At 64.2% G+C, this 23,056-nt stretch carries 22 protein-coding genes; 5 read left to right on the top strand and 17 right to left on the bottom strand.

What is annotated here, in order from left to right:
- The first annotated feature begins 254 nt into the window (after positions 1-254).
- Entirely contained in the window at positions 255-1,421 is a 1,167-nt protein-coding gene (locus tag ACVWWD_RS01460; protein WP_023770349.1) for an ATP-grasp domain-containing protein, read from the top strand.
- 3 nt (positions 1,422-1,424) lie between these two features.
- Positions 1,425-2,201 carry an esterase family protein gene (locus tag ACVWWD_RS01455; RefSeq protein WP_023770348.1) on the top strand — a complete coding sequence of 259 codons (777 nt, stop codon included), beginning with the start codon at positions 1,425-1,427 and terminating at the stop codon, positions 2,199-2,201.
- Positions 2,202-2,240: 39 nt separating this feature from the next.
- On the opposite strand, the gene ACVWWD_RS01450 is transcribed toward ACVWWD_RS01455, so the two are convergent.
- Positions 2,241-3,776 (bottom strand): MFS transporter, encoded by a 1,536-nt coding sequence (locus tag ACVWWD_RS01450; RefSeq protein ID WP_352552922.1) that lies wholly within the window; start codon positions 3,774-3,776, stop codon positions 2,241-2,243.
- Positions 3,777-3,922: 146 nt separating this feature from the next.
- On the opposite strand from ACVWWD_RS01450, the gene ACVWWD_RS01445 reads away from it, so the two are divergent.
- Positions 3,923-4,789, top strand: coding sequence for a LysR family transcriptional regulator (locus ACVWWD_RS01445; RefSeq protein ID WP_457103608.1), 867 nt, complete (start codon positions 3,923-3,925; stop codon positions 4,787-4,789).
- A gap of 44 nt (positions 4,790-4,833) precedes the next feature.
- Here ACVWWD_RS01445 and ACVWWD_RS01440 read toward each other — a convergent pair whose 3' ends face one another.
- The 4 genes from ACVWWD_RS01440 to ACVWWD_RS01425 all read right to left on the bottom strand — a co-directional run bounded on the left by ACVWWD_RS01440 (position 4,834) and on the right by ACVWWD_RS01425 (position 7,678).
- Positions 4,834-5,937 carry an AbrB family transcriptional regulator gene (locus ACVWWD_RS01440; RefSeq protein ID WP_352552924.1) on the bottom strand — a complete coding sequence of 368 codons (1,104 nt, stop codon included), beginning with the start codon at positions 5,935-5,937 and terminating at the stop codon, positions 4,834-4,836.
- 79 nt (positions 5,938-6,016) lie between these two features.
- Positions 6,017-6,325, bottom strand: coding sequence for a putative quinol monooxygenase (locus ACVWWD_RS01435; RefSeq protein WP_023770344.1), 309 nt, complete (start codon positions 6,323-6,325; stop codon positions 6,017-6,019).
- Between the two features lie 58 nt (positions 6,326-6,383).
- The gene (locus ACVWWD_RS01430) at positions 6,384-7,169 is read right to left on the bottom strand and encodes an SDR family NAD(P)-dependent oxidoreductase (RefSeq protein WP_023781387.1); all 786 of its coding nucleotides are present in this window, start codon (positions 7,167-7,169) and stop codon (positions 6,384-6,386) included.
- A 71-nt stretch (positions 7,170-7,240) separates the two neighbouring features.
- Complete coding sequence (locus ACVWWD_RS01425; RefSeq protein WP_352552926.1) at positions 7,241-7,678, bottom strand: DsrE family protein; 438 nt, start codon at positions 7,676-7,678, stop codon at positions 7,241-7,243.
- Positions 7,679-7,779: 101 nt separating this feature from the next.
- On the opposite strand from ACVWWD_RS01425, the gene ACVWWD_RS01420 reads away from it, so the two are divergent.
- A complete protein-coding gene (locus ACVWWD_RS01420) occupies positions 7,780-8,877 on the top strand; it encodes a hypothetical protein (RefSeq protein ID WP_352552928.1) in 1,098 nt (365 codons plus the stop codon).
- 282 nt (positions 8,878-9,159) lie between these two features.
- Here the strand turns inward: ACVWWD_RS01420 and ACVWWD_RS01415 are convergent, their stop codons facing one another.
- The 11 genes from ACVWWD_RS01415 to ACVWWD_RS01365 all read right to left on the bottom strand — a co-directional run bounded on the left by ACVWWD_RS01415 (position 9,160) and on the right by ACVWWD_RS01365 (position 21,152).
- Positions 9,160-10,107 carry a cation diffusion facilitator family transporter gene (locus ACVWWD_RS01415; protein ID WP_023781390.1) on the bottom strand — a complete coding sequence of 316 codons (948 nt, stop codon included), beginning with the start codon at positions 10,105-10,107 and terminating at the stop codon, positions 9,160-9,162.
- 5 nt (positions 10,108-10,112) lie between these two features.
- Positions 10,113-12,302, bottom strand: a complete 2,190-nt coding sequence (locus ACVWWD_RS01410) for an anthranilate synthase (protein WP_023770339.1) — start codon at positions 12,300-12,302, stop codon at positions 10,113-10,115.
- A gap of 221 nt (positions 12,303-12,523) precedes the next feature.
- Positions 12,524-13,579 (bottom strand): succinylglutamate desuccinylase/aspartoacylase family protein, encoded by a 1,056-nt coding sequence (locus ACVWWD_RS01405; protein WP_352552930.1) that lies wholly within the window; start codon positions 13,577-13,579, stop codon positions 12,524-12,526.
- Between the two features lie 87 nt (positions 13,580-13,666).
- Positions 13,667-14,842, bottom strand: coding sequence for an MFS transporter (locus ACVWWD_RS01400; protein ID WP_457102872.1), 1,176 nt, complete (start codon positions 14,840-14,842; stop codon positions 13,667-13,669).
- Positions 14,843-15,003: 161 nt separating this feature from the next.
- Positions 15,004-16,125: a pyrroloquinoline quinone biosynthesis protein PqqE gene (gene pqqE / locus ACVWWD_RS01395; protein WP_457102871.1), complete on the bottom strand. Its 1,122-nt coding sequence runs from the start codon at positions 16,123-16,125 to the stop codon at positions 15,004-15,006.
- On the bottom strand, positions 16,122-16,418 hold the full coding sequence (gene pqqD, locus ACVWWD_RS01390; protein ID WP_023770335.1) for a pyrroloquinoline quinone biosynthesis peptide chaperone PqqD: 297 nt from the start codon (positions 16,416-16,418) through the stop codon (positions 16,122-16,124). The genes pqqE and pqqD overlap by 4 nt, the downstream gene beginning before the upstream one ends.
- The gene (pqqC, locus tag ACVWWD_RS01385; protein ID WP_352552935.1) at positions 16,415-17,173 is read right to left on the bottom strand and encodes a pyrroloquinoline-quinone synthase PqqC; all 759 of its coding nucleotides are present in this window, start codon (positions 17,171-17,173) and stop codon (positions 16,415-16,417) included. Before pqqC ends, pqqD begins: the two co-directional genes overlap by 4 nt.
- Positions 17,170-18,105, bottom strand: a complete 936-nt coding sequence (gene pqqB / locus ACVWWD_RS01380) for a pyrroloquinoline quinone biosynthesis protein PqqB (RefSeq protein ID WP_352552937.1) — start codon at positions 18,103-18,105, stop codon at positions 17,170-17,172. Before pqqB ends, pqqC begins: the two co-directional genes overlap by 4 nt.
- Before the next feature lie 422 nt (positions 18,106-18,527).
- On the bottom strand, positions 18,528-19,934 hold the full coding sequence (locus ACVWWD_RS01375; protein ID WP_457102870.1) for an FAD-containing oxidoreductase: 1,407 nt from the start codon (positions 19,932-19,934) through the stop codon (positions 18,528-18,530).
- Positions 19,931-20,392 carry a membrane protein gene (locus ACVWWD_RS01370; protein WP_023794059.1) on the bottom strand — a complete coding sequence of 154 codons (462 nt, stop codon included), beginning with the start codon at positions 20,390-20,392 and terminating at the stop codon, positions 19,931-19,933. Before ACVWWD_RS01370 ends, ACVWWD_RS01375 begins: the two co-directional genes overlap by 4 nt.
- A 112-nt stretch (positions 20,393-20,504) precedes the next feature.
- Positions 20,505-21,152: a glutathione S-transferase family protein gene (locus ACVWWD_RS01365; protein ID WP_352551874.1), complete on the bottom strand. Its 648-nt coding sequence runs from the start codon at positions 21,150-21,152 to the stop codon at positions 20,505-20,507.
- 214 nt (positions 21,153-21,366) lie between these two features.
- Here ACVWWD_RS01365 and ACVWWD_RS01360 point away from each other — a divergent pair, with 214 nt between their 5' ends.
- Positions 21,367-21,924, top strand: coding sequence for a sugar O-acetyltransferase (locus ACVWWD_RS01360; protein WP_023781399.1), 558 nt, complete (start codon positions 21,367-21,369; stop codon positions 21,922-21,924).
- Here the strand turns inward: ACVWWD_RS01360 and ACVWWD_RS01355 are convergent.
- The gene (locus ACVWWD_RS01355; RefSeq protein ID WP_352551873.1) at positions 21,911-22,939 is read right to left on the bottom strand and encodes a GlxA family transcriptional regulator; all 1,029 of its coding nucleotides are present in this window, start codon (positions 22,937-22,939) and stop codon (positions 21,911-21,913) included. The genes ACVWWD_RS01360 and ACVWWD_RS01355 overlap by 14 nt on opposite strands.
- Between the last annotated feature and the right edge of the window lie 117 nt (positions 22,940-23,056).

The following is a 23,056-nucleotide window of genomic DNA, read 5'->3' as shown; positions in this document are numbered from 1 at the left end:
AACCCGGCGATCGCCGATAAGGCCGAGAAGAAGCAGGGTCGAGGCAAGCGCGCGCACGGTCTCGCCGGCAAAGCCGGTCTGACGGGAAGCGGTGGTGGCGCGCATGTTCATGGCCGCTCTCATACAGGAGCGGCCCTTGGGAGGCAAGCGGTGCCGACCCTGTCGAACATCATCCCTGGCGCGGATGCTCTTCCCCGCGCGCCGCAAATGGGCCAGACTTGCGAACCGGCGGGTGTCGTCGGCAGGGGGCGTTCATGAATTTCGTGTTCTTCTCGCCGCATTTTCCCGCCAATGGCGCCGATTTCTGCGACCGGCTGAAGAAGGCCGGCGCGACCGTGCTCGGCATTGGCGATGCGCCCTATGATGCGCTCGACGGCAAGCTGAAGCAGGCGCTTTCGGAATACTACCGCGTTGCCGACATGGAGGATTACGAGCCGGTGTTCCGGGCGATAGGCCATTTCATCCAAAAATGGGGCCGCATCGATCGGTTCGAATCGCTCAACGAGCACTGGCTGGAACTGGAAGCCAACATCCGCACCGACTTCAACATCTACGGCACCAAGCTCGATTTCGTGAAGAATCTGAAGCGCAAGAGCCGCATGCGCGCCTTCTTCCGCAAGAGCGGGGTCGAGACGATCGCGCAGCGCAAATGCTCCGACCGGGCCGGCGCCATGACCTTCATCCGCCGCGTCGGCTACCCCGTGGTGGTGAAGCCGGATTCGGGCTCCGGCGCGTCGAACACGTTCAAGATCTCCAATGCGAAGGAGCTCGACCAGTTCTTCCGGGACAAGCCGGAGGACGTGACCTTCGTCATGGAGCAGTTCATCGAAGGGCTGGTGGTGACCTATGACGGGTTGATCAACCGCGACGGCGAAGTGGTACTGGCGGCCAGCCATCGCTACGACCAGAGTGTCATGGACGTGGTCAACAAGGACCGCCACATGAGCTACACCTGCTTTCCCCGGATCAGGCCCGTCGTCGAGGAGGCGGGCCGCAAGATCCTGAAGGCGTTCGACGTGCGCGAACGCTTTTTCCATATCGAACTGTTCGAGACCAGGGACGACCGCATCATCGCGCTGGAGGTCAACATGCGGCCGCCCGGCGCCTGGATGACCGACGCGATCAACTACACCTTCGACATCGATGTCTACGCGGCATGGGCAGACATGGTGGTCAAGGATGCTGCCGGCGGCCCTTATGAGGGCAAGTATTTCACCGCCTATGCCAGCCGCAAGCGCCACATCGACTATTTGCACAGCCATGGGGACGTGCTAGCCGCCCACCGCGACAAGATCGTCCATCATCAGCCGATAGAAGAGGTTTTCAGCCGGGCCATGGGAAATTACGCCTACCAGATGCGCTCGAAGGATCAGGCTGATCTGCGCGAAGCGGTGGCCTATATCCACGCCGAAAAGGCTTGAGGCATGGACATTTCCTATCACAAGGTTTTCGCCCGTAATCTCGGCCGCGACATGGAGTACAAGCGCTACGGGCATGCCGGCCGGCCGGTCGTGGTGTTCCCGACCTCTCAGGGCCGCTTCTACCAGTTCGAGGATTCCGGCGGAGTGGGGGCGCTCGCCGAGTTCGTCGATACCGGCCGCATCCAGCTGTTCACCGTCGACGGCATCGATACAGAATCCTTCTTCGCCAGGGATGTCGATGCCGTGCATCGCATCGACCGGCACGAGGCCTATTTCCGCTATCTGCGCGAGGAGGCGCTGCCGGAATTTCTGGAAACCGCCGCGCAAGCCAATGGCGGACGGCGGCTGAAACCGCTCTTCTCGGGCTGTTCGATGGGCGGCTACCATTCCTCGAACTTCGTCTTCCGTTTTCCCGAGCTCGCCAGCGGCGTCATCTCGCTGTCGGGGGTCTATTCGGCCCGCGATTTTTTCGGCAAGGCGCTCGACGGGGACATCTTCTACAACTCGCCGCTGGATTATCTGCCAGGGATCGTCGACCCGAAACTGCTGGCACGGCTGAAGGCGCTCAGGCTGATCTTCTGCTGCGGGCAGGGCGCATGGGAGGAGCGCATGCTGGTCGAGACGCGCCAGCTGGAACAGATCCTGCGCGACAAATCCATTCCGGCCTGGGTCGACTATTGGGGCGGCGACGTCAGCCATGACTGGCCGTGGTGGCACAAGCAGCTGGCTTATTTCTTCGGCCGCTGGCTGGATGACGATCTGATGCACAGGCTGGACTAAGGTGCATTGATATTCAGCTGGCCTGAGAATGGCTGACGCCTACCCTTCCTGGCAGGCCGGCAGCGGTTCGGTGTCGTGCTCCGCCGCCGATCCGCGGCGCAGGCCGAGAAAGACGACGAGGGCGGTGACGATGGTGATTGCCGCCAGCACGACCAGCAGCCTGTCGAACGCGGTTTCGTAGGCCTCGACCAGCACGACGGAGCCGGCCGCCGGCAAATGGTGCGCGGCTCCACCGACATTGCCGGTCACCAGCAATTGCGCCGCGCCGCCCGCGTCGCTGGAAGACGCAGCGCCTCGACCGGTGAGTTGCGCGGCGGTGAAGCCTGACAGCGTCGCCATGACGATGGCCAGCGCCACACCTTCGCAAGCGACACGGGTGGTGTTGAAGATGCCGACCGCCATCCCGGCCCGCTCCGTCGGCACGACGCTGACGGCGAGCCCGTCCATCAACCCCCAAGGCAAGGCGATGCCGACGCCGATCAGGGTCAGCGGCGCGACCAGCGCAACGTCAACCGGTGGCGTCAGGCTCAGCCAGACAAGGCCGGCCGCCGCGACGAGCAAGCCGACGCCGCAGATCGTGGCCGGAGCGATCCAGCGCGCCAGCTGGCCGGCGAGCAAGGGCAGGAACAGCAACGGCCCGGAGAGGCAGATCATCAATTGCCCGGCCTTGATCTCGCTCATCCCCTCGATGCCGATGAAGCGGATTGGTAAAAGTACGAGCAGGACGACGAAGCCATAGGCGGGCGCGGCCGCAAGAAACTGGACGCCGACAAAGCGAGGAAAGCGAAACAGGGTGAGATCGAGCATCGGCCGGCGCGCGCGCCTCTCGGCGACGACAAACAGCACAAAGCAAAGGACGGCGACGACGAGAAGCGTTGCCACCAGCGGATCGGCCCAGCGGCTCTGGGGCGCCTGGAGCACGCCATAGGTCAGCGAGGCCAGCGCGAAGGTGAACGTGGCGGCGCCCGCCCAGTCGAGGCCGGTCGCATCCGGATCACGCGATTCCCTGATGGTGCGCAGGCCGAGGGTTGCCGAGGCAGCCGCAAGTGCCATGACCAGAACAAAGATCGACCGCCAGCCGAAGGCGGAGATGAGCAGGCCGGAGGCGATCGGGCCGAAGGCCAGCCCGATGCCGAAACTGGTGCCGAGAAAGGAGAAGGCGCGCAGCCGCGATGGTCCCTCGAATTCCTGGGCAAGCGCGGAGGCGCCGCCGGCGAAGGCCAAGGCACTGCCGAGCCCTTGCGCGGCCCTGAAGATGTCGAACCAGGCGATGTCGGACGCCAGCATCGCGCCGAGCGAGGCGAGAATGTAGAGGGCGAGACCGACGAGGAAGATTCGCTTGCGGCCATGATTATCGGCGAGCGCTCCGGCTGCCATCAGGCTGGCGGCGAAGGTCAGCATAAAGGCGTTGGTCACCCAGTTGAGCGCGATCGGGCTGCCGCCGAGATCGGCCGCGATCCGGGAGAGCGCGACGGCCGGGCCGGTGAAGGTCAGAGGCATCGTCATAGCGGCAAGGCATACCGACAAGAGCACGAGCCATCTATCGGCCGGGCCGGTTATGGTCTTCAAGGTCATGGGTTTTCCCATCTGAGCGGTCCGCGCCGGCATGCGCGAAACCGCGGCGCCGATCATGCGGACCAAGATAGGTCAGAGACAGATCAGGAATAATCCTATTAAATATCCTGATATAACGGACTGAAACGCTCGAATGGAGCAGCATGGTGGATGGCCTCAGCGGCCTTCTGGCTTTCGCCCGCACCGCCGAGTTCGGCAGCTTCGTCGCCGCCGGCCGGGCGCTCGGCATCTCTGCTTCGGCCGTCGGCAAAAGCGTCGCGCGGCTCGAACAGGAACTCGGCGTTCGGCTGCTGCAGCGCTCCACGCGGCGGATCGGACTGACGGAGGAGGGCAAGCTGTTCAACGAGCGCGTGCGGCGCATCCTCGACGACATCGACGATGCCGAGGCGATGCTGTCGCGGACAAGGGAGACGCCGCGTGGACGGTTGCGCGTCTCGACCCCGATCGTCACCTACCATCTTTTGCTGCCGGTGCTGTCGGAGTTCATGGCCCGCTATCCCGAGATCGAGCTCGATATCGATTTCAACGACCGGATCGTCGACGTCATCGAGGAAGGCATCGATGTCGCCATCCGCAGCGGCGAGCTGCCCGATTCACGATTGGTGTCAAGACCTATTGCGCCCTTCCGCATGCTGCTGTGCGCGGCACCCTCCTATATCGAGCGCCATGGCACTCCCAGCGTGCCGGCGGATCTCATCAGGCATTTCGGCATAAACTTCCGCTATCTCAACAGCGGCAGGCTGCTGGACTGGCCGTTCATTACCGGGAGCGCCCAACCGCTGATCCGTTCGATGCTGACCTGCAACAACATGGAAGCTTTGAAAGGCGCCACGATCGCCGGACTCGGCATCGCCTGCATGCCCGATTTCCTGGTGCGGGATGCGCTGCGCGAGGACCGGTTGCGCACCGTGCTTGACGATCATGTCGACGGCCGCGGCCAGTTCCGGATGCTATGGCCCTCCAATCGCCATCTGTCGCCAAAGGTGCGCGTCTTCGTCGACTTTCTTCCCTAACGCCTTGCAGCCGAGCGATAGCGGTGCCCTGGTGGCAGCCCTCATCATTCCCTGATGCTTCTGGCTACCAGCCGGGCAATGCTCGGGCCGACAAGCAGCACGATCAGGAAGCGCGCCGACTGCAGTGCCATGACAAAGGAGATGTCTACGTTCCGCGCGGCGGCGGCGATGATGGCGACGCTGTCCATGCCGCCAGGGCTGGTCGCCAGGTAGGCGGTCAGCGGGTCGACGCCGGCGAGCCGGCTGATGAGGAAGGCAAGGCCGCCGCAAAACGCGATCAGCGCGACGATCGAAGCGATGATCTGCGGCAAAGCGCGTGCCGCGTGGCGCAAGATCGGCCTGGTGAAGTTCAGGCCGATCGCCCAGCCGACCATCGCGTAACTGGCCGCCAGCAGCCATTGCGGCAATTGCATCGGCACCCCGAGGCCGAGATGGATGACTGTGCCGAAGATGAAGCTGCCGAGGAAGAAGGGCGAAGGCAGCCGGCAAAGCCTGCCCGCGAGGCCGCCGACGAGCGCCATGCCGATGGTGGCGGCGAAGGGTTGCGGATCGATCTCTGGGAACCAGACGACGGGCGGGACCTCGATGCCCGAGGTGTCGACCCACATCTTGGCGACGAGGGCTGCCGTCATCGAGACGAGGATGACGCGCAGATACTGCATGAAGGCGACAAGGCGCTGATCGGCGCCGAAGGCGCCGGCCATCAGCACCATGGCGGTGGCGGCCCCCGGCGAAGAGCCCCAAACGGCGGTGGTGCCCGGCAGGATGCGCCAGCGGCTGATCAGCCAGCCAAGCAGGCTTGAGGCCGCGACGGTGGCGATCACCACGCCGAGGAACAGCGGCCATTCCTTGTAGAAGACCGGAAAGATATCGGCCGAGATCGAAGCCGCGACGAGGCAGCCGACGACAGCCTGGGCGGCGCCGAACAGAAGCCGCGGCACACGCACCGTGGCGCCGTTGGTGCCCGCGACGATGGCCGCTAGCATCGGTCCGATCAGCAGCGCCGCCGGCAAAGCGGCGAGTTCCAGCGCGCCGGCGAAGAGCGCGGAGATGACCAGCAGGAAGAGCCACTGCCAAGGCTTGCTCAGCCGCTTCATGCGCTCGATGGCGGGGTGGTCGGAAGATGGCTGCTCGGCCTCGGAATCCATGTTCTGGTCTTAACCCCAGACGCGAAAAACGCGAACGCAAGTGCGCCTGAAAAGCATGTTTCCGCCTCGGGCGCCTGCCTTAGCCCGTTTTGGCTTCAGCCAAGCCGAAGCCGCCCACCGGATGCGTTTCCACCTGGAATTCGAAGCCGCCGATGAAGGGGCGTGCCTTGGCGATCGCCGCCTGGACTTCGGGAAGCTGCAGCGAGGCCTTGTGGCTTGCCTGATCGGTCCACACCTCGGTCACCCAGATCGCGTCGGCGTCGGCCGGGTCGGTGGCGATGATATAGCTCAGGCAGCCGGGCAGGGCGCCAGTGCTCTCACGCAGCACGGTCATGACAGCGTCGCGTTGGCCACGCGCCGCCCGCATCTTGCCGATCAGTCCATACATGTCCTCGTCTCCCCCTTGGTTGGCGCGAAAGGAGTGTGTCCAGTATGCCGGTCGCCGGTCAAGGCATCAACTGGCCGCCATTGACCTCGATCACCTGGCCGGTGACGTAGCCGCTCAACAGATCCGATGAGAGGAACAGATAGGCACCAACGCAATCTTGCGCCGTGCCGGCGCGGCCCTGCGGAATGGTGGCGACCATGCCCTTCATCTGCTCGTCGGTCGAATAGCGTTCGTGGAATGGTGTGAGGATGGTGCCCGGCGCCACGGCGTTGACACGGATGCCGAAGCCGATCAGTTCCTTGGCCATGCCGCGCGTCACGTTGGAGACGAAGGCCTTGGCCGAGCCGTAAAGGCCGGCGCCGCCGCCCGCCCCGTTGCGCGCGGCGATCGACGAGGTGTTGACGATGAAGCCGCCCTGTTTCTTCAGCCACGGGATCGCCTTGCGCGAGGCGGTCAGCACCGAGCGTGCGTTGAGGTCCATCACCGCGTCGTAGTGCGCCTCGGTCTGCTCGGCATAGGGCACGCGGCCAAGCATGCCGCCGGCATTGTTGACCAGCCCGTCGAGCCGGCCGAACTGCCGCGCGCTGTCCTCGACGACGCGTTCGACATCGGCGGGGAGAGAAAAGTCGCCTTGGACGAGGAAGACCTCGCCGCCGCCGCCGCGAATGGTCTGGCCGAGTTTCTCGGCGGCGTCGCGGCTGGAATTATAGTGCAGCGCCACCTTGCATTTCTGCTCGGCATAAGCGAGCGCGAGCGCCGCGCCGATGCCGGTCGAGGCGCCGGTGACCAGCACCGCCTTGCCGGCGAGATCGGGGATGACAAGACCAAGGGCTGTCTCTGACACTGCTGTTCCTCCGGGGAATTTCCGAGATTCTTGGCGGGTGTTGCCACCCTTGCATTCAAGTCAGTGCCGCTTCAAGGCCTGAGATAGACATGGCCCTGGCTTTGCAGTTCGGCGAGCTTGACGACGCCGCCCCTGTCGGCGGCATGGAAGCCGCCGAGCAAATCGGCGAGCGTGATATCCATGCCGTGCATGGTGTTGCCGCAGGCGTGCGGTTCGAGCCCTTGCTGGACAAGACCGGCAAAGCGCCCCGAAATCGCCGCCGATATGCCCTTCGACTTGAAGCCGGCAAGTGCCGGACCATGCACGACCAGCGCGATATCGACGTTGCCGCCGGTGCCCTCATAGTGGTTCTTGATGTTGCCGAGCACGAAATTGGCCTTGTCGAGGTCGCTGAGGTGATAGGCGACCTTCAGCCTGGCAGGCTCGGCGGTTGCCGCCTGCACCGCCCGCAGGCCGAGAAGCGTCCCGGCTCCGGCGAGAGCCGCGTGGAACATGTCACGTCGGCGCATGGCGTGCCTCCCTGGCTTGCCGGCTCAGCGCGATTTGCGTGGCCGCGACCGCAATACTAGCATAAATTGACGTTACGTCTTGTCGATGCGGAGGGGGGCACATGGCGTCCAGGGAATGGAAGACGTTTGCCAGCGCCGGATTCGGCGCCGCACTGATTGTCGGACTTATGGGTTCTGCTTTTGCCGACAATATGCTCAAACTCACCGAACTCAGCCCTAACGGGGCGGACGCCTGTTTCGGCCGGGTCTATGACGCGGCGCACCTCAAGGCACATCCGAAGCAGAAGGTGACGCGGATTTTCTTCTACTACGGCCATGATCCGGTCAGCCGCCCGAATGAGGAACCGAACGCGAATTCCGATACTTCCTACAATGGATTCCTCACCACCACGGTGCGTGGCGCCAAGGCGCCGGAATGGGCCGGAGGCTGGTGCAATCACGAGTCCGAGGATGGCAAATCGGGCCCGATCCGTTGCGGCATGGACTGCGACCGTACCCTGGCGTCGCTGAAGGTCGACGGCAAGGGCCGGTTGATCCTGTCGGACCTGTCGTCCGATATCTACCTCGACGCCGGTTCGGAAGAAGAACTCGGCGCGGCTGAATACGACAGGCAGGCGCTTGGCAAGGAAGACGACAATTTCCGCCTCGATCCGATGCCGGCGGCGACCTGCGAGGCGGAATTCGCGCACATCGATCCGATCGACCCGGCGCTCGGGCCGCCGCTGCGCGAGCGGCTGAAGCCTGACCAGGCCTTCTGCTACGGGCGCGACTATGACGCAGCGCATATGAGTTCGCATCCCGACCAACTGACGCAGTCGATCCGGGTGTTTCGAGGACCGGTGGAACTGGCGTCCTTCGCCTCGGCAGGCGACGACGCGAACTGGCCCGACGGCGCCGACATCGCGGTCTCGGTCACGACGCGGCAGAAGGGGGCCAAGGTCACGCAGACTTATTCGTGCCAGGGCGAGGCCGACCAGTGGCGTTGTGCCGCGAGTTCAAAGACGAGCAATTATTCCTGCGACATCGCGCAAAAGGAGATCTTCCTCAAGCGTGGTGCCAACGGCGCCATCACGCTTGCGAACCCCAACAGCAGCCTGGCGATCTTCGACCTGTGCTCGAAGGCCGCCGACGGCAAGACGACGTCCGACGACAAGGTCTATCGGCTGGAGCCAATGCCACAATCCGCCTGCGCGCCGTGAGCAGCGTTTCGTCTCCTGCCATGGCGGAGCAAGGAGCGAAGCGACGCAGCGCGGACCATGGGATCCATGCCGTGACTTCGAGGCGCTGCGACGGTGCAAAGTTCTGCTCCGCCACACTTCATGGCGATCCTTGGGTCTCCGCTACGGAGCTGCGCTCCTGCTTCGCCCAAGGATGACGAAGTCGAGAAACTCCGGTTAGCTCTTTGTCTTACGCACTTCCGGACGGAAAAACGCTCACGCTTTTCCTGGAGTTGCTCTCCAAGGTCGCGACAGTGACCCGCCTCAGGCGAACGGCACCGCGGTCGTGCCCTTGGGCAGCTTAGCTTCGTCGTCGGGCTCGACATGGATGGTCACCCGGACCGAGGGGAGTTCGGCCTTCAGCGCGTCTTCGATGCGATCGCAGATGACATGGCTGGCACCGACCGACATGTCGGCGTCGACGACCAGATGGAACTCGATGAAGGTGGCGCGGCCGGCGATGCGGGTCTTGAGATCGTGCACCTCCATGGCGCCCTTGCAATTGGCCGAGATGATGTCGCGGATGCGCATGTGCTCCGCCGTGTCGACGGCCCGGTCCATCAGGCCGTTCATCGACGAGCCGATCACATGCCAGCCCTGCCACAGGATGTTGAGCGCGACGATGACAGCCAATGCCGGGTCGAGGATCTGCCAGCCGGTCAGGATTGCTCCGACCAAGCCGCCGAAGACGCCGATCGAGGTCACCACATCGGTCATGATGTGATTGCCGTCGGCGACCAGCGCCGGCGATTTCTCGGCCCGGCCCGTGCGGATCAGCATCCAGGCCCAGAAGGCGTTGATGGCGGTGGCGACGCCGTTGACGGCAAGGCCTTTCCAAGGCTGTTCGAGCGGCGCCGGGGCCTGCCAGGAGCGCCAGACTTCGTTGAGAATCAAAAGCGCGGCGAGCACGATCAGCACGCCTTCCAGCACGGCGGAGAAATACTCGGCCTTGTGATGGCCGAAGGGGTGATCCTGGTCGGCCGGCTTGTGGCTGACTTGGATCGCCCAGAAAGCGGCAATCGAGGCGATGACGTTGACGATCGATTCCAGCGCGTCCGAATAAAGCGCGACGGAACCGGTCACGTACCAGGCGGCGGCTTTCAGCGCGAGCACGACAAAAGCGACCACGATCGACCAGAAGGCAAGGTTGGCGACCTTGCGCTTCGCGGCCGCCCTGGCTGCGATCGCCATCGTGTTCTCGGCTTCGGCCATTGGCGTCAGGCTGCCTTTTCCTTGGCCTTTCGCGGCAAATGCGCGACGATATTCTCGATGATGCGCATGCCGGCATTGTGGCCGAGCGTCATGATCGATTCCGGGTGGAACTGCACCGCTGCGATCGGCTCCTTGCGGTGCTCGAAGGCCATGATGACGCCGTCTTCCGTCTCGGCCGTAACCATGAAATCGTCGGGCAGGCGTACCGGATCGGCGAAGATCGAGTGGTAGCGGCCGACGGTGACTTCCTTGGGCAGGCCGGAGAAGATGATGCCCGGCTTCGAGACGCGGATACGCGACGGCTTGCCGTGCATGGGAATGTGCAACTGCCTGAGTTCTCCGCCATAGGCTTCCGCCAGTGCCTGCAGGCCGAGGCACACGCCGAAGATCGGCAGGTCGCGCGCGCGAGCCTTTTTGATGGTCGCCGCGCAGTCGAAGTCCTTCGGCGTGCCGGGTCCGGGTGACAGCACGACGAGGTCGGGCTTCAGCCGGTCGAAGACTTCCTCCGGCACCGGCGAGCGCACGGTCGAGACATTGGCGCCGGTCTGGCGGAAGTAGTTGGCCAGCGTGTGGACGAAGGAATCCTCGTGGTCGACCAAAAGGATGTTGACGCCGTCGCCGACGCGCGCCGTGGTGCGCTCGGTGCTGGTCGAATTGCCCGTCTTGGCGTCGCGGATCGCGGAGAGCATGGCGGATGCCTTCAGTTCGGTTTCAGCTTCTTCTTCCTCTGGAATGCTGTCGAAGAGCAATGTAGCGCCGGCACGTACCTCGGCGATGCCGTCCTTGATGCGGATGGTGCGCAAGGTAAGGCCGGTATTCATGTCGCCGTTGAAGTTGACCATGCCGATCGCGCCGCCATACCAGGCGCGCGGACTTTTCTCGTTCTGCTCGATGAAGCGCATGGCCCACAGTTTCGGCGCGCCGGTTACGGTGACCGCCCAGGCGTGCGAGAGAAACGCGTCGAAAGCGTCCATGCCTTCACGCAAGCGGCCCTCGATGTGGTCGACGGTGTGGATCAGGCGCGAATACATCTCGATCTGGCGGCGGCCGATGACGCGTACGGAGCCCGGCTCGCAGACCCTGGACTTGTCGTTGCGATCGACGTCCGAGCACATTGTGAGCTCGGATTCGTCCTTCTTCGAATTGAGCAGCTTCAGGATCTGCTCGCTATCGGAGATGGCGTCGTCGCCGCGTTTGATGGTGCCGGAGATCGGACAGGTCTCGACGCGGCGGCCGTTGACGCGCACGAACATCTCCGGTGACGCACCGATCAGGTATTCGTTCTCGCCCAGGTTGATGAAGAAGGAATAGGGCGACGGGTTGATGGACTTCAGCTTGCGCGAAATCTCGGAGGGCTGGGTCTCGCAACGCTCGTAGAACATCTGGCCGGGGACGACCTCGAACAGGTCGCCACGCTTGAACGAGTCCATCGCGCGGCGCACCAGATTGGCATATTCGCCGGGCTCATGGTCACCGCGTGGCGGGATGCGGTCGGCGGTCTTGAACGGTTCGGCGATTTGGTCGCGTGGCAGGCCTTCGGTCGAAAAACCTTCGCCCGCATAGTCGTAGCGGTCGGTCCAGGCCTTGGCCGAGTAGTGGTCGACGACCAGGATCTCGTCGGGCAGGAACAACACCAGGTCGCGCTGGCTTTGCTTGCGCACGAGCGTGTGGTCGACCGGGTCGAACTGGAAGGCAAGGTCGTAGCCGAAGGCGCCGTAGAGGCCCAGATTGGCGTCTTCGGCCGTCTTGAACAGGGCGGTGATAGCGCGCAGCACGGTGAAGACGGAGGGAACGCGGCTGCGTTCCTCCTCGGTGAAGACCCTTCCAGGCTGGGCGACGTCGAGACGGATCAGCTTTTTCGAGGTCTCGGCGATCGTGACCTCCGTGAGGCCGCCCAATGTCCTGCCGATGACCGGCAACAGCGCCTCGCCACGGCTGTTCAGCGCCTCGATACGCATGGCGCGGCCGCGTGCCGAGATGACCAGCGGCGGATCGATGATGGCCGTATCCCAGCGCGTGTAGCGGCCAGGATATTCGTAGTTCGAGGAAAATACCGCGCCCCGGCGCGAGTTCAGCCCCTCGACATAAGCGTCGATCGCGCCTTCATAGGGGCGGTCGTGGCGCTCGCGGGTGATGGTGATGCCACCCGCCGTCACGAAGCTTTCAGCGCCGTTTTCCAGAACCTTCAACGTCATTGCCGTCTCCATCAGCTACTTGGGCAACGGACCCGGGAATGGCCTTAAAAAACAAATGGCCGCCCGGACATTCCGTTGCGGCCACCCTCTATTTTCACGCGCACGCGTTCGAACAGGCCGCTGTCAGCAGGCCCACCACCAAATGGTCTTGATCGAACGCATGTTCATGGCGATTCCCTTAGCGGCGATTGGGCGGCCGCGCAACTGGATTCGACGCAGGCTCAATCCTCCAGCGTACCCGACCTTGCATCGGCGCTCTTGCTGTCGCCGACCAGTTTCAACAGGTCTTCGCCGGAGCGGATGATGCGGCGCGAGCGACGGGTCAGGATGATGCCGTCCTGCGGCGCGAACACTTCCGTGCGGCCATCAACTTCGCCTGGCGAGTGGACGATGGTAGCGAGCCGCGCGCCCCTGGTGACGCGGTCACCGGGCTTGACGTCGTAGAGGACCGCACCGCCACGGGGGGCCGGCATCATGTCGATATTTTCCAGAGGTGCCGCGACGCCCTTGAAGGGGCCGGGCGCGGGCAGGTCGGTGTCGGATATCACGCCGCGCGCCGCCAGCAGCCGGTAAAGGCCTTCGGCGTCGGACTTGGCCAGCGCGCCGTCGACATCGAGAATGCCGCGATATTCGACAGTGGTGGCAACGCGCCTGTCGAACTTCGCCACATCGGCCGATGCGTTCTGGTAAGGCATGATCGAAGCGCCCTCGAAGGTGCCGTCGGTGTCCTCGCTCCACAGCACCACGGCCTCGACGCCCATGGCGGCGGCGCAATCAGCCATCTCAGGCCACAGGCTGGTATGGACGTAGAGATAGGCAAGGCCCTCATCGTCGCAGTGCAGGTCGAGCACGATGTCATGGCCGAGCGAAAGCTGCACCAGGCGCGACTTCAGCCGCTGGTCGGCGCCACCAAAGGTGGCGTCCGGCAAGAGCTTGGCGTCGGGCGCGGCCAGCAGCGGAATGCCGCGGTTGAAGTTGGTGCGGGTGCCCAGATGAAAGCGACCCTGGTGCTCGCCGAAATGGTATTGCGCGCGGCCGATCGGGTTGGCCCAGGGCACGATGGTGATGTTGCCCCTGATGCGACCCTCGGCCTCGGCCTTGTTCAGCATCGGCATCAATGCATCGATGGCGACGACGCCAGGCAATTCGCCGGCATGGAGCGCCGCCTGCAGGTAGGCCGAAGGCGCTGTCTTGTCGGCGCCGGCCAAGCGGAGCACCGGGAATTCGTAGGAAACGCCGTCGCTGTCGCCGGCGATGCGTTCGATCGATTTCTGCATGACATTCTCCATGAATGCGAGAAGACATGCCCATTGGAAGGTGCCGATGTCGATTGGTCCAGCCCGCCGCGCTATGGGCGCAAGGGCCTATTCCGCGGCAGCGTGAAGCGGGACAGGCGCGCGCCTGTCCAGCGCCGCCGACAGTACCGCAACGGCGACCGCCACCAGGGCTAGCACGGCGCCGACGAGCGGCAAATCGGCGTAGGAAACGCCTGATGACAGCGCCACGCCGCCGATCCATGCGCCGCCGGCATTGCCGACATTGAAGGCGCCCTGATTGAGCGTGGCTGCAAGGTTCGGTCCCTCGGAAGCCGCCTCGACGACCCGGATCTGCAGAGGTGCCACGACGACGAAGATGAGCAGGCCCCAGAGAAAGACGATGCCGATGGCAATGCTGGCGATCGCCCCGAACTGCATGAAGCCGACGAACAGCAGGGCCATCAGCAGCAAGGTGGCGATCACTGTCGGCATCAGTTTCCAGTCGGCAAGCCTGCCGCCGATGATGTTGCCGATGGTCATGCCGGCGCCGAACAGCAAAAGCACCCAGGTGACGGCCGCGCTCGACAGACCCGACACGTCGGTGAGGTATGGCTTTATGTATGTGAAAACGGCGAACAGGCTGGCCGAGGTCAGCGCCGCGATCAGCATCGCCAGCCATACCTGCAGATTGCCGAGCACGCGGACTTCGGCGCGCAGACCGCCGCCGCTCGGTTCCGTGACGTCGGACGGCACCAGCCACGCGATGGCCGCGACCGAGATCAGGCCGATGCCGACCACTGCCAGAAAGGTGGCGCGCCAGCCGAAGGCTTCGCCGAGTGCGGTGCCTGCGGGAACCCCGAGGATGTTGGCGAGCGTCAGGCCCGCGAACATCAGCGCGATGGCGCTGGCGCGCTTGTTGCGCGGCACAAGGCTTGCCGCGACGACCGAGCCGATGCCGAAGAAGGCGCCATGGCCGAAAGCGGTGAAGACGCGCGCGGCCATCAGCAGCCAGTAATTGGGCGCGATGGCACAGAAGAGGTTGCCGACGACGAACAGGGCCGCAAGTCCCACGAGCACGGGCTTGCGCGGCAGATGCGCGGTGGCCATGGCCACGACAGGCGCGCCGAAGACGACCCCCAGCGCATAGCCGGTGACCAGCAGGCCGGCGGCGGGGATCGTCACGCCGAGATCGGCGGCGACCTCGGGCAGCAGGCCCATGATGAAGAATTCGGTGGTGCCGATGCAGAAGGACGCAATGGCAAGCGCAAGGATCGGCAAAGGCATGGGAGGTCCAGACTGAATCGGTTCAATTCCAGACTGCGCGAGGACCCCTGCCGGGGGCAACAGACATTGCCGCAATGCAGCAATGCAGAAAGCGTGGAGCGGACGCCAAGAGGCGGAGCAATGACGGCCGCCGCGGATGGGGCCGCCGGTCGAACCAGCCATCAGACGGGTTTTGGCGGGGTACCCATGCGGCGGTAGAGGAAGGCGTTTCCTCCACCGGGAGAGGCGGCAGCGTGGCGAGCCTCATCGATGAGTGCCGCCATACGATCATGAACCGGCGACTTCGCGCATGCGGGGTCCGTGGCGGCGGCATCTCCCGCGATCGCCATGGCCTGGCAGCGGCAACCGCCCCAGTCGATCTCGCGCCGGTCACAGCCGCGGCAAGGTTCCTGCATCCAGTCCGTGCCACGGAACGCATTGAATGACGGCGAATCTGTCCAGATTTCCGAAAGCGAGCGCTCGCCGAACCGCTCGAAACGGAGAGAGGAAATTGTCTGCGCGGCGTGGCACGGCAGGACCGCGCCATCGGGCGCCACCATGAAGGCGTCACGCGCCCACCCGCCCATGCACGGCTTCGGATAGTGGGCGAAATAGTCTGGCGTGACGAAATCGATGTTCATGATTCCCTTCAGCCGTTGGCTTGCCGCCTCGACGATGTCGGCCTGCCGGTCGACCGCCGACCGGTCGGGCATCAGCATGTCCCGGTTGGCCAACGCCCAGCCGCCATATTGTACGTTGGCAATTTCCAGCCGCTCCGCGCCCAGCGAAAGTGCCAGCTCGATGAGTTCCGGAACCTCCGCGATGTTGTGGCGATGGATCGGCGCGTTGATGGTCAGCGGTAGCCCTGCCGCCCGGGCGCGTCTTGCCGTTTCCAGTTTCTGTTCATGGCTGCCGCGGTGATGGCCGATGAGTTCCGTGGTCGCCGCTCGCGCGCCCTGAAAGCTCAGCTGCAGATGGTCGAGCCCTGCTTCGGCGAAAGCCTCGATGCGGCCGTCCGCGATGCCGACGCCGGCCGTGATCAGGTTAGTGTAGACATTGCGATCCGCCAGTCCGGCAATCAGCTGTTCGAGATCGCGGCGCAATGTCGGCTCGCCGCCGGACAAATGCACCTGCAACACGCCAAGATCCGCGGCTTGACCAAACAGGTCGAGCCAAGCCCGGGTGTCGAGCTCACGATTGGCTTTCAGCAATGCGAGCGGGTTGGAGCAATAGGGGCATTGCAGCGGGCAGCGATGGGTGAGTTCCGCCAGGATGCCGATCGGTGGAAGATGCGGCACGGTCATGACCTCACCAGCAGCCTGTCGGACCATTCCTGCAGGAAGGAGACGACGTCGCCGGCAATAGCCTCGGGACCAGCATCATATTCGGCGGAGAGGCCGGCGATGATCTGGGCGACCGTCGAGTTTCCGTCGCAGTGCCGCAAGATGTCGAGACTGATTTCGTTTGGCCAGAAGATCTTTTCGGGAGAAAGCACCGCAAAGGCCTGGCGTACGGGATCGTACTGGATGCGAACGTGCTTCGGCAGCGAAGGCACCGAATGCGGCGAGACGATCGTCCTTTCGCGCAACGCCGTCATTGCACGTGCTCCGGCCGGAAAGCGCCGGGCGGTATGTTGCCATCCTCGCCATAGGCATGCTGAAGCACGTCGAGCATCGTCCACAGGATGTCGCACTTGAACACCAGCGCGTCGATGGCAGCCTGCTGTCGCTCAGCCGTGTCGGCCTGGTCGAGCACATAGGCGAGGGCGAAATCGGCATCGCGCGACGCTTGTTTCGGGCGATGCTTGAAGTAGGCCAGCGTGTCTTCGGTGACGTAATCGTATCTGGCCAGCATCGCGGACATGCGCTCGCCGATGATGGCGGGCGAGAACATTTCGGTCAGAGAGGACGCGACCGCTTCCAGCAAGGTCTTGTCGGTACAGAAGGTGAGATACGCACCGACGGCAAAACGCGTGGCTGGCAGCGCCAGCCTTTCGCTCTTCACACTGTCCGTATCGAGGCCGAGCGACGTTGCCAGGTGCAGCCAGCGCGCAATGCCGCCGCTCCAGCCATCGTCGCCGTCATGGTCCTCGATGCGCATTCGCCACGCGGCGCGAAACGCCGGGTCGGTTGCACGCGCCAGGATCATGGCGTCCTTGCGCGGCACCATCGCCTGGTAGCAATAGCGGTTCAGCGCCCACGCCTGCATTTCCGTCTTCGACAATGCCCCTTCGACCATCCTGTGGTGATAGGGATGCAGGTGATGGTAGCGCTCCACGCCGACCTGTCGCAATACCGCTTCCAGATCGCCTTTGGAGAGGCCGTCCTTGGCCGCATCGCGGAAGGTGCTCAAAGTTCCAACTCCATGCCGTCATGGGCAACTTCCCAACCGGCTGCCCTGACCTCAGCGTGTTCAGCCGAGTTCTCGTCAAGAACCGGGTTGGTGTTGTTGATGTGAACGAAGACGCGGCGGGCAATGTTCGCGTTCGCCAGGCCGGCGATCGAGCCCGCATCCCCGGTCATCGCCAGATGACCCATGCGCGCCCCGGTCTTTTCACCGACGCCGGCGGCGATCATCTCGTCATCGGTGTAGACGGTGCCGTCGAACAAGAGGCAGTCGGCGCCCTCGACACGAGCGCGCAGCAGCGCATCGATCCGTGCGCAACCGGGGATGTAGAAAACCGACTTGCCTGTCGCCCCACTGATGCGAACGCCGATCGTGTCTCCTCTGTCGGAGCCGAAATTGGCCTCCGGACGGCTTTTGTCCTCGAGGTACAGTGCCACTTTGCCGGGGACTGGGAAATTCTCCACTGTCACGCCGGCCTCTCGCCCCTGCGCGTCGCAAATCTCCGTTTCGCCTGCTAGAGGCAGTGTCCGTCGCGGCACGATCTCGGGATCCAGAACGTTGAAAACCGAATTCGCCTCCAGCGTCGCCAATGCCTCCTTGGTCGCATAGAGGGCAAAGGGCTGTCGCTCGCGCAGGCTGAGCAAGCCCGCAATGTGGTCGACATCGGCGTTCGTCAGCACCACGGCGCGGATAGGGGTGCAGCGCACGGGTCCATCCGGCGGTGGCTGTAGCTCCGGTGTCTGCGCGATCTGCTGGCGAATGTCAGGCGAAGCGTTGAAAAGGATCCAACCCACCCCATCCGACGAGACCGCGAGGCTCGACTGGGTCCGAGGTCGCAGACCGCTTGATCCTGTCCGCGCGGCGCTGCTCAGTCGATAATTGCAGTTCCACTGCGGAAAACCGCCGCCCGCCGCCGATCCGATGATCTTCAAGCGCATGCGATTTCTGCTCCAAAGGCGCTTCACAACGAGCCACGCGGCATACGCTTGGCCCTGGCTTTCACCTGATCGACAAAGGTGCATGCCGGTGTCGCCAAGGGCATGCACCTTCGGGAACTACTTCTTGCGCGTAATTTCAGCCGGCAGATAGCGCGAAATCTCGAAGCTCGCGGCGACCTGGCACATTGTTGGCTTCGTCCAGTTCTTCTTCATCGTGCTCTTCTCCTCTTACACCAGCCCGACGCAGGCCGATCCTTCAAGGGCTGAAACGATGTCGCTTCGTCTCAGTTCCGTTTGCTGCCGACACGATATCTTGAAGCCGGCCGAGGCCCCAGCGATAATCGCGTGATGACGACCGTGAAATCACGGTGCCTTCGGCAGGCATAGGCGAGGACTGAAGAGCAGGAAGTCGGCTGACAGTCTCACGCCAGCGGCTTCAACTCCTGGGCGATGGTGGGCAGAAGCTCCGAGACGGTGGGATGGATGTGCACGGCGCGCGCCAGTGTGTCGACCGGCGCCTTGGCGTACATCAGGTCGAGCACGCAATGCACCGCCTCGTCACCGCCGGGACCGAGCACCGAGCAGCCGAGGATCTCCCTGGTGTCGGCATCGACGAGGATCTTCATGAATCCCTGCGTCTCGCCCTTCTCGATGGCGCGGCCGACACGGGTCATCGGCCGCTGGCCGACCAGGGCGCGACGTCCGGATTTCCTCACCGCCGTCTCGGTCATGCCGCAGCGGCCGAGCGGCGGATCGATGTAGAGCGCGTACGCCTCGATGCGGTCGCTGATCCTGCGCGTATCCTTGTCGAGCAGATTGGCGGCGACGATCTCATAGTCGTTGTAGGAGGTGTGGGTGAAGGCGCCCTTGCCGTTGCAGTCGCCCATCGCCCAGATGCCTGGCACGCTGGTGCGCAGCTGGTCATCGACGACAACCGCGCCGCGCCCGTCGACCTCGACGCCCGCCTTGTCGAGACCGAGATCGTCGGTATTGAGCGTTCGGCCCAGCGCCAGCAGCACATGCGAGCCGACCGCGGGCGGCTGGCCCGCGGAGAAACTCACGGCAATGTCCCCACCCTGCTTGGCGAAGCCGATATCATCGGCGCCGACATGAACGGCGATCCCTTCATTTTCCAGGATCGAGAGGATGGCGGCCGAGACGTCCTCGTCCTCGCGGCCGGTCAGGCGCGGGCTCTTTTCGATGACGGTGACTTCCGAGCCGAAGCGGCGGAACATCTGCGCGAACTCGAGCGAGATGTAGCTGCCGCCGACGACGATCAGGTGGCGCGGTAAAACGTCAAGATCCATCATCGACGAATTGGTCAGATAGTCGATGTCGTGGATGCCGGGCAGGTCCGGCACCGAAGCGCGGCCGCCGGTGTTGAGGAAGATCTTTTCGGCGCTCAACAGGTCGTCGCCGACACGCACCGTGTTGGCGGATTCGAAGCGCGCATGTCCTCGATAGAGCGTGCAGCGCTCCATTCCGGCGATCCAGGCCTCCAGATTGCCACGGGCGTCGTCGGTGACCTTGTCCTTGCGTGCCTTGATCCTGCTATAATCGACCCCGACGGGGCCCGGGAACGTCACGCCATAGTCGGCGGCGCGCCGCGCCAGATGCGCGGCATAGGCGCTGGCGACCATGGTCTTGGTCGGCATGCAGCCGGTGTTGACGCAGGTGCCGCCGACCAGCTTGCGCTCGATCAGCGCCACGCTCATGCCGGCGGCGGTCAGGCGGCCCGCCAGGGGCGATCCCGCCTGGCCAGCGCCGATGATGATGGCGTCGAAGGTCTTTGCGCTTAAGGTCTTTGCGTTTAAGGTCTGGGCCGTCATACGACCGCCGCCACGATCAGCAAGCCGCCGATGATCGCCACCGCATCCTCGATGAAGGCCGCGGGCGGATCCTTACCGAAAACGGCCGCCAGCCGGCCTCGCGCTTCGGCACCACCCAGCGTGCCGATGACGGCGCCGATCGCTCCGGCGATCAGGCACACGATGGTGGCGCCGCTGGTCGCGCCGATCACCGCGCCGCTGAAGGCGCCGAGCAGGATCCGGGCGCCGAACTGCTGCGGCACTTTGCGGCTTGGCGTCGACGGCAGCTGGTCGGTGACCAGTTCGACGATGGCCAGGATGGTGAAGATGCCGACAGCCGCCCAATGGCTCATGAAGCTCGCCCAGGTGCCAGCAACCGGCAGCCAGCCGAGATAGGCGCCCCAGGCAACGGCGGCAGGTGCCGTCATGGCGCGCAGTCCGGCAATGACGCCGATCAGAAGTGCAAGAACGTAGAGCATGGTCGATCCCCCTCGAAGGCCGGTACAGCCTTGAAACGGCAAGCTACCATAGGCCGGATATTTGGCTAGGCCGCAGACTCACAAGCGCACAGCCACAGCGGATCGAGGCGAGTCAGTTGGCTGATGGAGCGTTGATCGCGAATTGCGCGGCGAAAGCCCTGATATAAGCGGGCCGAGCTTCTCCGCGCGCCACGTAGGCGGCCAGGTTTCTGTATTCGTCCAGAATGCCTGACATTCTCAGTCGCAGCAGCACTGACAACATCAACAGATCGCCGGCGCTGAACGCATCATCGAGCCAATCCGCGACGCCCAAATGAGCCGAGAGGCGGTCGAGCCGGGCGCGAACACGATCCTTTACCAACGGCAAGCGCGCCTCGCTCCAGGGCTTGTCGGCTTCGAAAATTCTTGCCGTGGTCAGTTCGAGGATCGGCGGCTCGATCGTGTTCAGCGCGGCAAACATCCACGTGATCGCTCGCGCGCGGGCGTCGCGCTCCTTCGGCAGCAGGCCCGCATGCTGCTCGGCAAGGTGAAAGACGATCGAGCCGGTCTCGAACAGCGAGAGAGAACCGTCCTCATAGGTGGGGATCTGGCCGAAAGGATGGATGGCCAGATGGTCAGGCGCCTTCATGCCGGCGAAGGAAACAAAACGGACCGCGTAAGGCTGCCCCACTTCTTCCAGCGCCCAGCGAACACGCGTATCGCGGGCCAGTCCCTTGCCGCCATCGGGCGATCGTTCAAATGCCGTGATGGTGATTGTCATCGCATTTGTTCCTTGCGTGGGCGAATTTCTTTCAGCTTCCTACCGAGGACGAATGAGCTTCCCGGAAATCGACATCGGTCTTGAACTATTTTCATTGCTGGAGCAGATCGCGAATGGCCGCCAATCAGCAAGGCCGCGTATCCTGGTTTATGGATTTGACGTTAGTCCTCGCCTTGGCGCTGTTCGCAATGATGTAAAAAACGAAGGCACTGCCATGGTTCAAAGCGAACGCGCTAAAATGGCTGATGGTGAATGGTATGCGTGCCTGGACGACGATCTTGGCGCGTTGCGCGGCGTGGCAGCGGATGCGGTGTTCGAGCACAATACGCTGCCGCCTCGTCAACGCGGGAACCTCGGGCCGGCCCTGCGGGCGCTGCTGGGCGGCGTGGGCGAGGGTGCCCGCATCGAGGCGCCGTTCCATTGCGCCTACGGCTTCAACATCTTTCTCGGCCCCGGCACCTTCCTCAATGCCGGCTGCATCATTCTTGACACCGCACCGGTGCGCCTCGGCAAGGGGACGCTGCTTGGCCCCAATGTGCAGATCTATTGCGCCGAGCACCATAAGGAGGCGGCAGGGCGGCAGGCGGGACTGGAGATCGCCAGGCCGGTCACGATCGGCGACAATGCCTGGATCGGCGGCAGCGCGGTCATCCTTGGCGGCGTCAGCATCGGCGAGGGCGCCATCGTCGGCGCCGGGGCGGTGGTGACGCACGACGTGGCGGCACACACGACCGTGGTCGGCAATCCGGCGCGGGTGGTCAGCCGGGGCTGAGCGCGCTTGCGTGCCCAATCGATTCAGCCGGCAGGCGCGCCCTGCGCTCGCCGACACCGGCCAGCCTGGAAAACTCGCGCCTGTATTGCACCGGCGATGTCCTTAGCCTCGCGGCGAAATGTTGGCGCAAGGATGTTGCGCTGCCGAAGCCGGCCTCGAAGGCGACCATGTCCACCGGCTTGTCCGTCGTCTCCAGCAGCCTCTGCGCCAGCGTGATGCGCTGGTCGGCCAGCCAGTCGCCGAAGCTGGTACCTGTCGTCTTCTGGAAACGGCGGGTAAAGGTACGGCGGGTGAGACCGGCTGCGTCAGCGACGCTATCGAGACCGTGCGGTTCGTCGAGGGTCGCGCGCACCTTATCGAGAGCCTGGGTAAAGCGGTCGGCGGCCGGGCTCGGCGCCACCGGGCGCTCGATGAACTGCGCCTGCCCGCCCTGCCGGTGCGGTGAAAGCACAATGTGCCGGGCGAGCCGCAGTGCCGCCTCGGCGCCATAGCGGGCGCGCACGATGTGCAGGCAGCAGTCGAGCCCCGCGGCGACGCCGGCGGAGGTGATGATGTCGCCGCCGTCGACGTAGAGCACGTCCGCATCGACCGAAATGTCGGGATGGAGAGCCTGTAGCTGATCCGTATAGGCCCAATGCGTGGTCGCCTTCCGTCCCGAAAGCAGGCCGGCGGCGGCGATGGCAAAGGTGCCGAGGCAGAGCCCCACGATCAGCGCGCCGCGCCGGTGGGCTCGGCCGAGCGCATCCTCGAGCGGTTTGGCAAGAGGCGCTCCGAGATCCTTCCAACTCGGGATGATGACGATATCGGCGTCTTGGAGCGCGGCAAGCCCATGCGGGACCAGGACGCTCAATCCGGCGTCGGTCTGGATCAACCCTTCTTCCAGCCCGCAGACTCGGAAGTCGAAGCGCGGCAGGCCGAGCCTGGTGCGGTCGGCGCCGAACACCAGGCACGGGACGGAGAGATGGAACGGGCTGATGCCGTCGAAGGCGAGGACGGCGATGATGGGGGCGGTCATGAGGCGTTTCCAGTGTGTAAGAGGATTGTCCCAATTCTTTCGGATGATGTCAATCGGGCCACTGTCGGCGCCTAGGCCAGCAAGCTATTTTCGGCCCATCGCTTTCAAGCCTGAAAG

It is taken from the genome of Mesorhizobium sp. URHB0026, assembly GCF_054059755.1.
This window is presented reverse-complemented; position numbering and strand designations above follow the sequence as displayed.

Bases quoted from the DNA above. Each gene is read 5' to 3' on its own strand.
- ACVWWD_RS01460 (WP_023770349.1), top strand. From the start codon at position 255: ATGAATTTCGTGTTCTTCTCGCCGCATTTTCCCGCCAATGGCGCCGAT.
- ACVWWD_RS01455 (WP_023770348.1), top strand. From the start codon at position 1,425: ATGGACATTTCCTATCACAAGGTTTTCGCCCGTAATCTCGGCCGCGAC.
- ACVWWD_RS01450 (WP_352552922.1), bottom strand. From the start codon at position 3,776: ATGACCTTGAAGACCATAACCGGCCCGGCCGATAGATGGCTCGTGCTC.
- ACVWWD_RS01440 (WP_352552924.1), bottom strand. From the start codon at position 5,937: ATGGATTCCGAGGCCGAGCAGCCATCTTCCGACCACCCCGCCATCGAG.
- ACVWWD_RS01435 (WP_023770344.1), bottom strand. From the start codon at position 6,325: ATGTATGGACTGATCGGCAAGATGCGGGCGGCGCGTGGCCAACGCGAC.
- ACVWWD_RS01425 (WP_352552926.1), bottom strand. From the start codon at position 7,678: ATGCGCCGACGTGACATGTTCCACGCGGCTCTCGCCGGAGCCGGGACG.
- ACVWWD_RS01420 (WP_352552928.1), top strand. From the start codon at position 7,780: ATGGCGTCCAGGGAATGGAAGACGTTTGCCAGCGCCGGATTCGGCGCC.
- ACVWWD_RS01415 (WP_023781390.1), bottom strand. From the start codon at position 10,107: ATGGCCGAAGCCGAGAACACGATGGCGATCGCAGCCAGGGCGGCCGCG.
- ACVWWD_RS01410 (WP_023770339.1), bottom strand. From the start codon at position 12,302: ATGACGTTGAAGGTTCTGGAAAACGGCGCTGAAAGCTTCGTGACGGCG.
- ACVWWD_RS01405 (WP_352552930.1), bottom strand. From the start codon at position 13,579: ATGCAGAAATCGATCGAACGCATCGCCGGCGACAGCGACGGCGTTTCC.
- ACVWWD_RS01400 (WP_457102872.1), bottom strand. From the start codon at position 14,842: ATGCCTTTGCCGATCCTTGCGCTTGCCATTGCGTCCTTCTGCATCGGC.
- pqqE (WP_457102871.1), bottom strand. From the start codon at position 16,125: ATGACCGTGCCGCATCTTCCACCGATCGGCATCCTGGCGGAACTCACC.
- pqqD (WP_023770335.1), bottom strand. From the start codon at position 16,418: ATGACGGCGTTGCGCGAAAGGACGATCGTCTCGCCGCATTCGGTGCCT.
- pqqB (WP_352552937.1), bottom strand. From the start codon at position 18,105: ATGCGCTTGAAGATCATCGGATCGGCGGCGGGCGGCGGTTTTCCGCAG.
- ACVWWD_RS01375 (WP_457102870.1), bottom strand. From the start codon at position 19,934: ATGACGGCCCAGACCTTAAACGCAAAGACCTTAAGCGCAAAGACCTTC.
- ACVWWD_RS01370 (WP_023794059.1), bottom strand. From the start codon at position 20,392: ATGCTCTACGTTCTTGCACTTCTGATCGGCGTCATTGCCGGACTGCGC.
- ACVWWD_RS01365 (WP_352551874.1), bottom strand. From the start codon at position 21,152: ATGACAATCACCATCACGGCATTTGAACGATCGCCCGATGGCGGCAAG.
- ACVWWD_RS01360 (WP_023781399.1), top strand. From the start codon at position 21,367: ATGGTTCAAAGCGAACGCGCTAAAATGGCTGATGGTGAATGGTATGCG.
- ACVWWD_RS01355 (WP_352551873.1), bottom strand. From the start codon at position 22,939: ATGACCGCCCCCATCATCGCCGTCCTCGCCTTCGACGGCATCAGCCCG.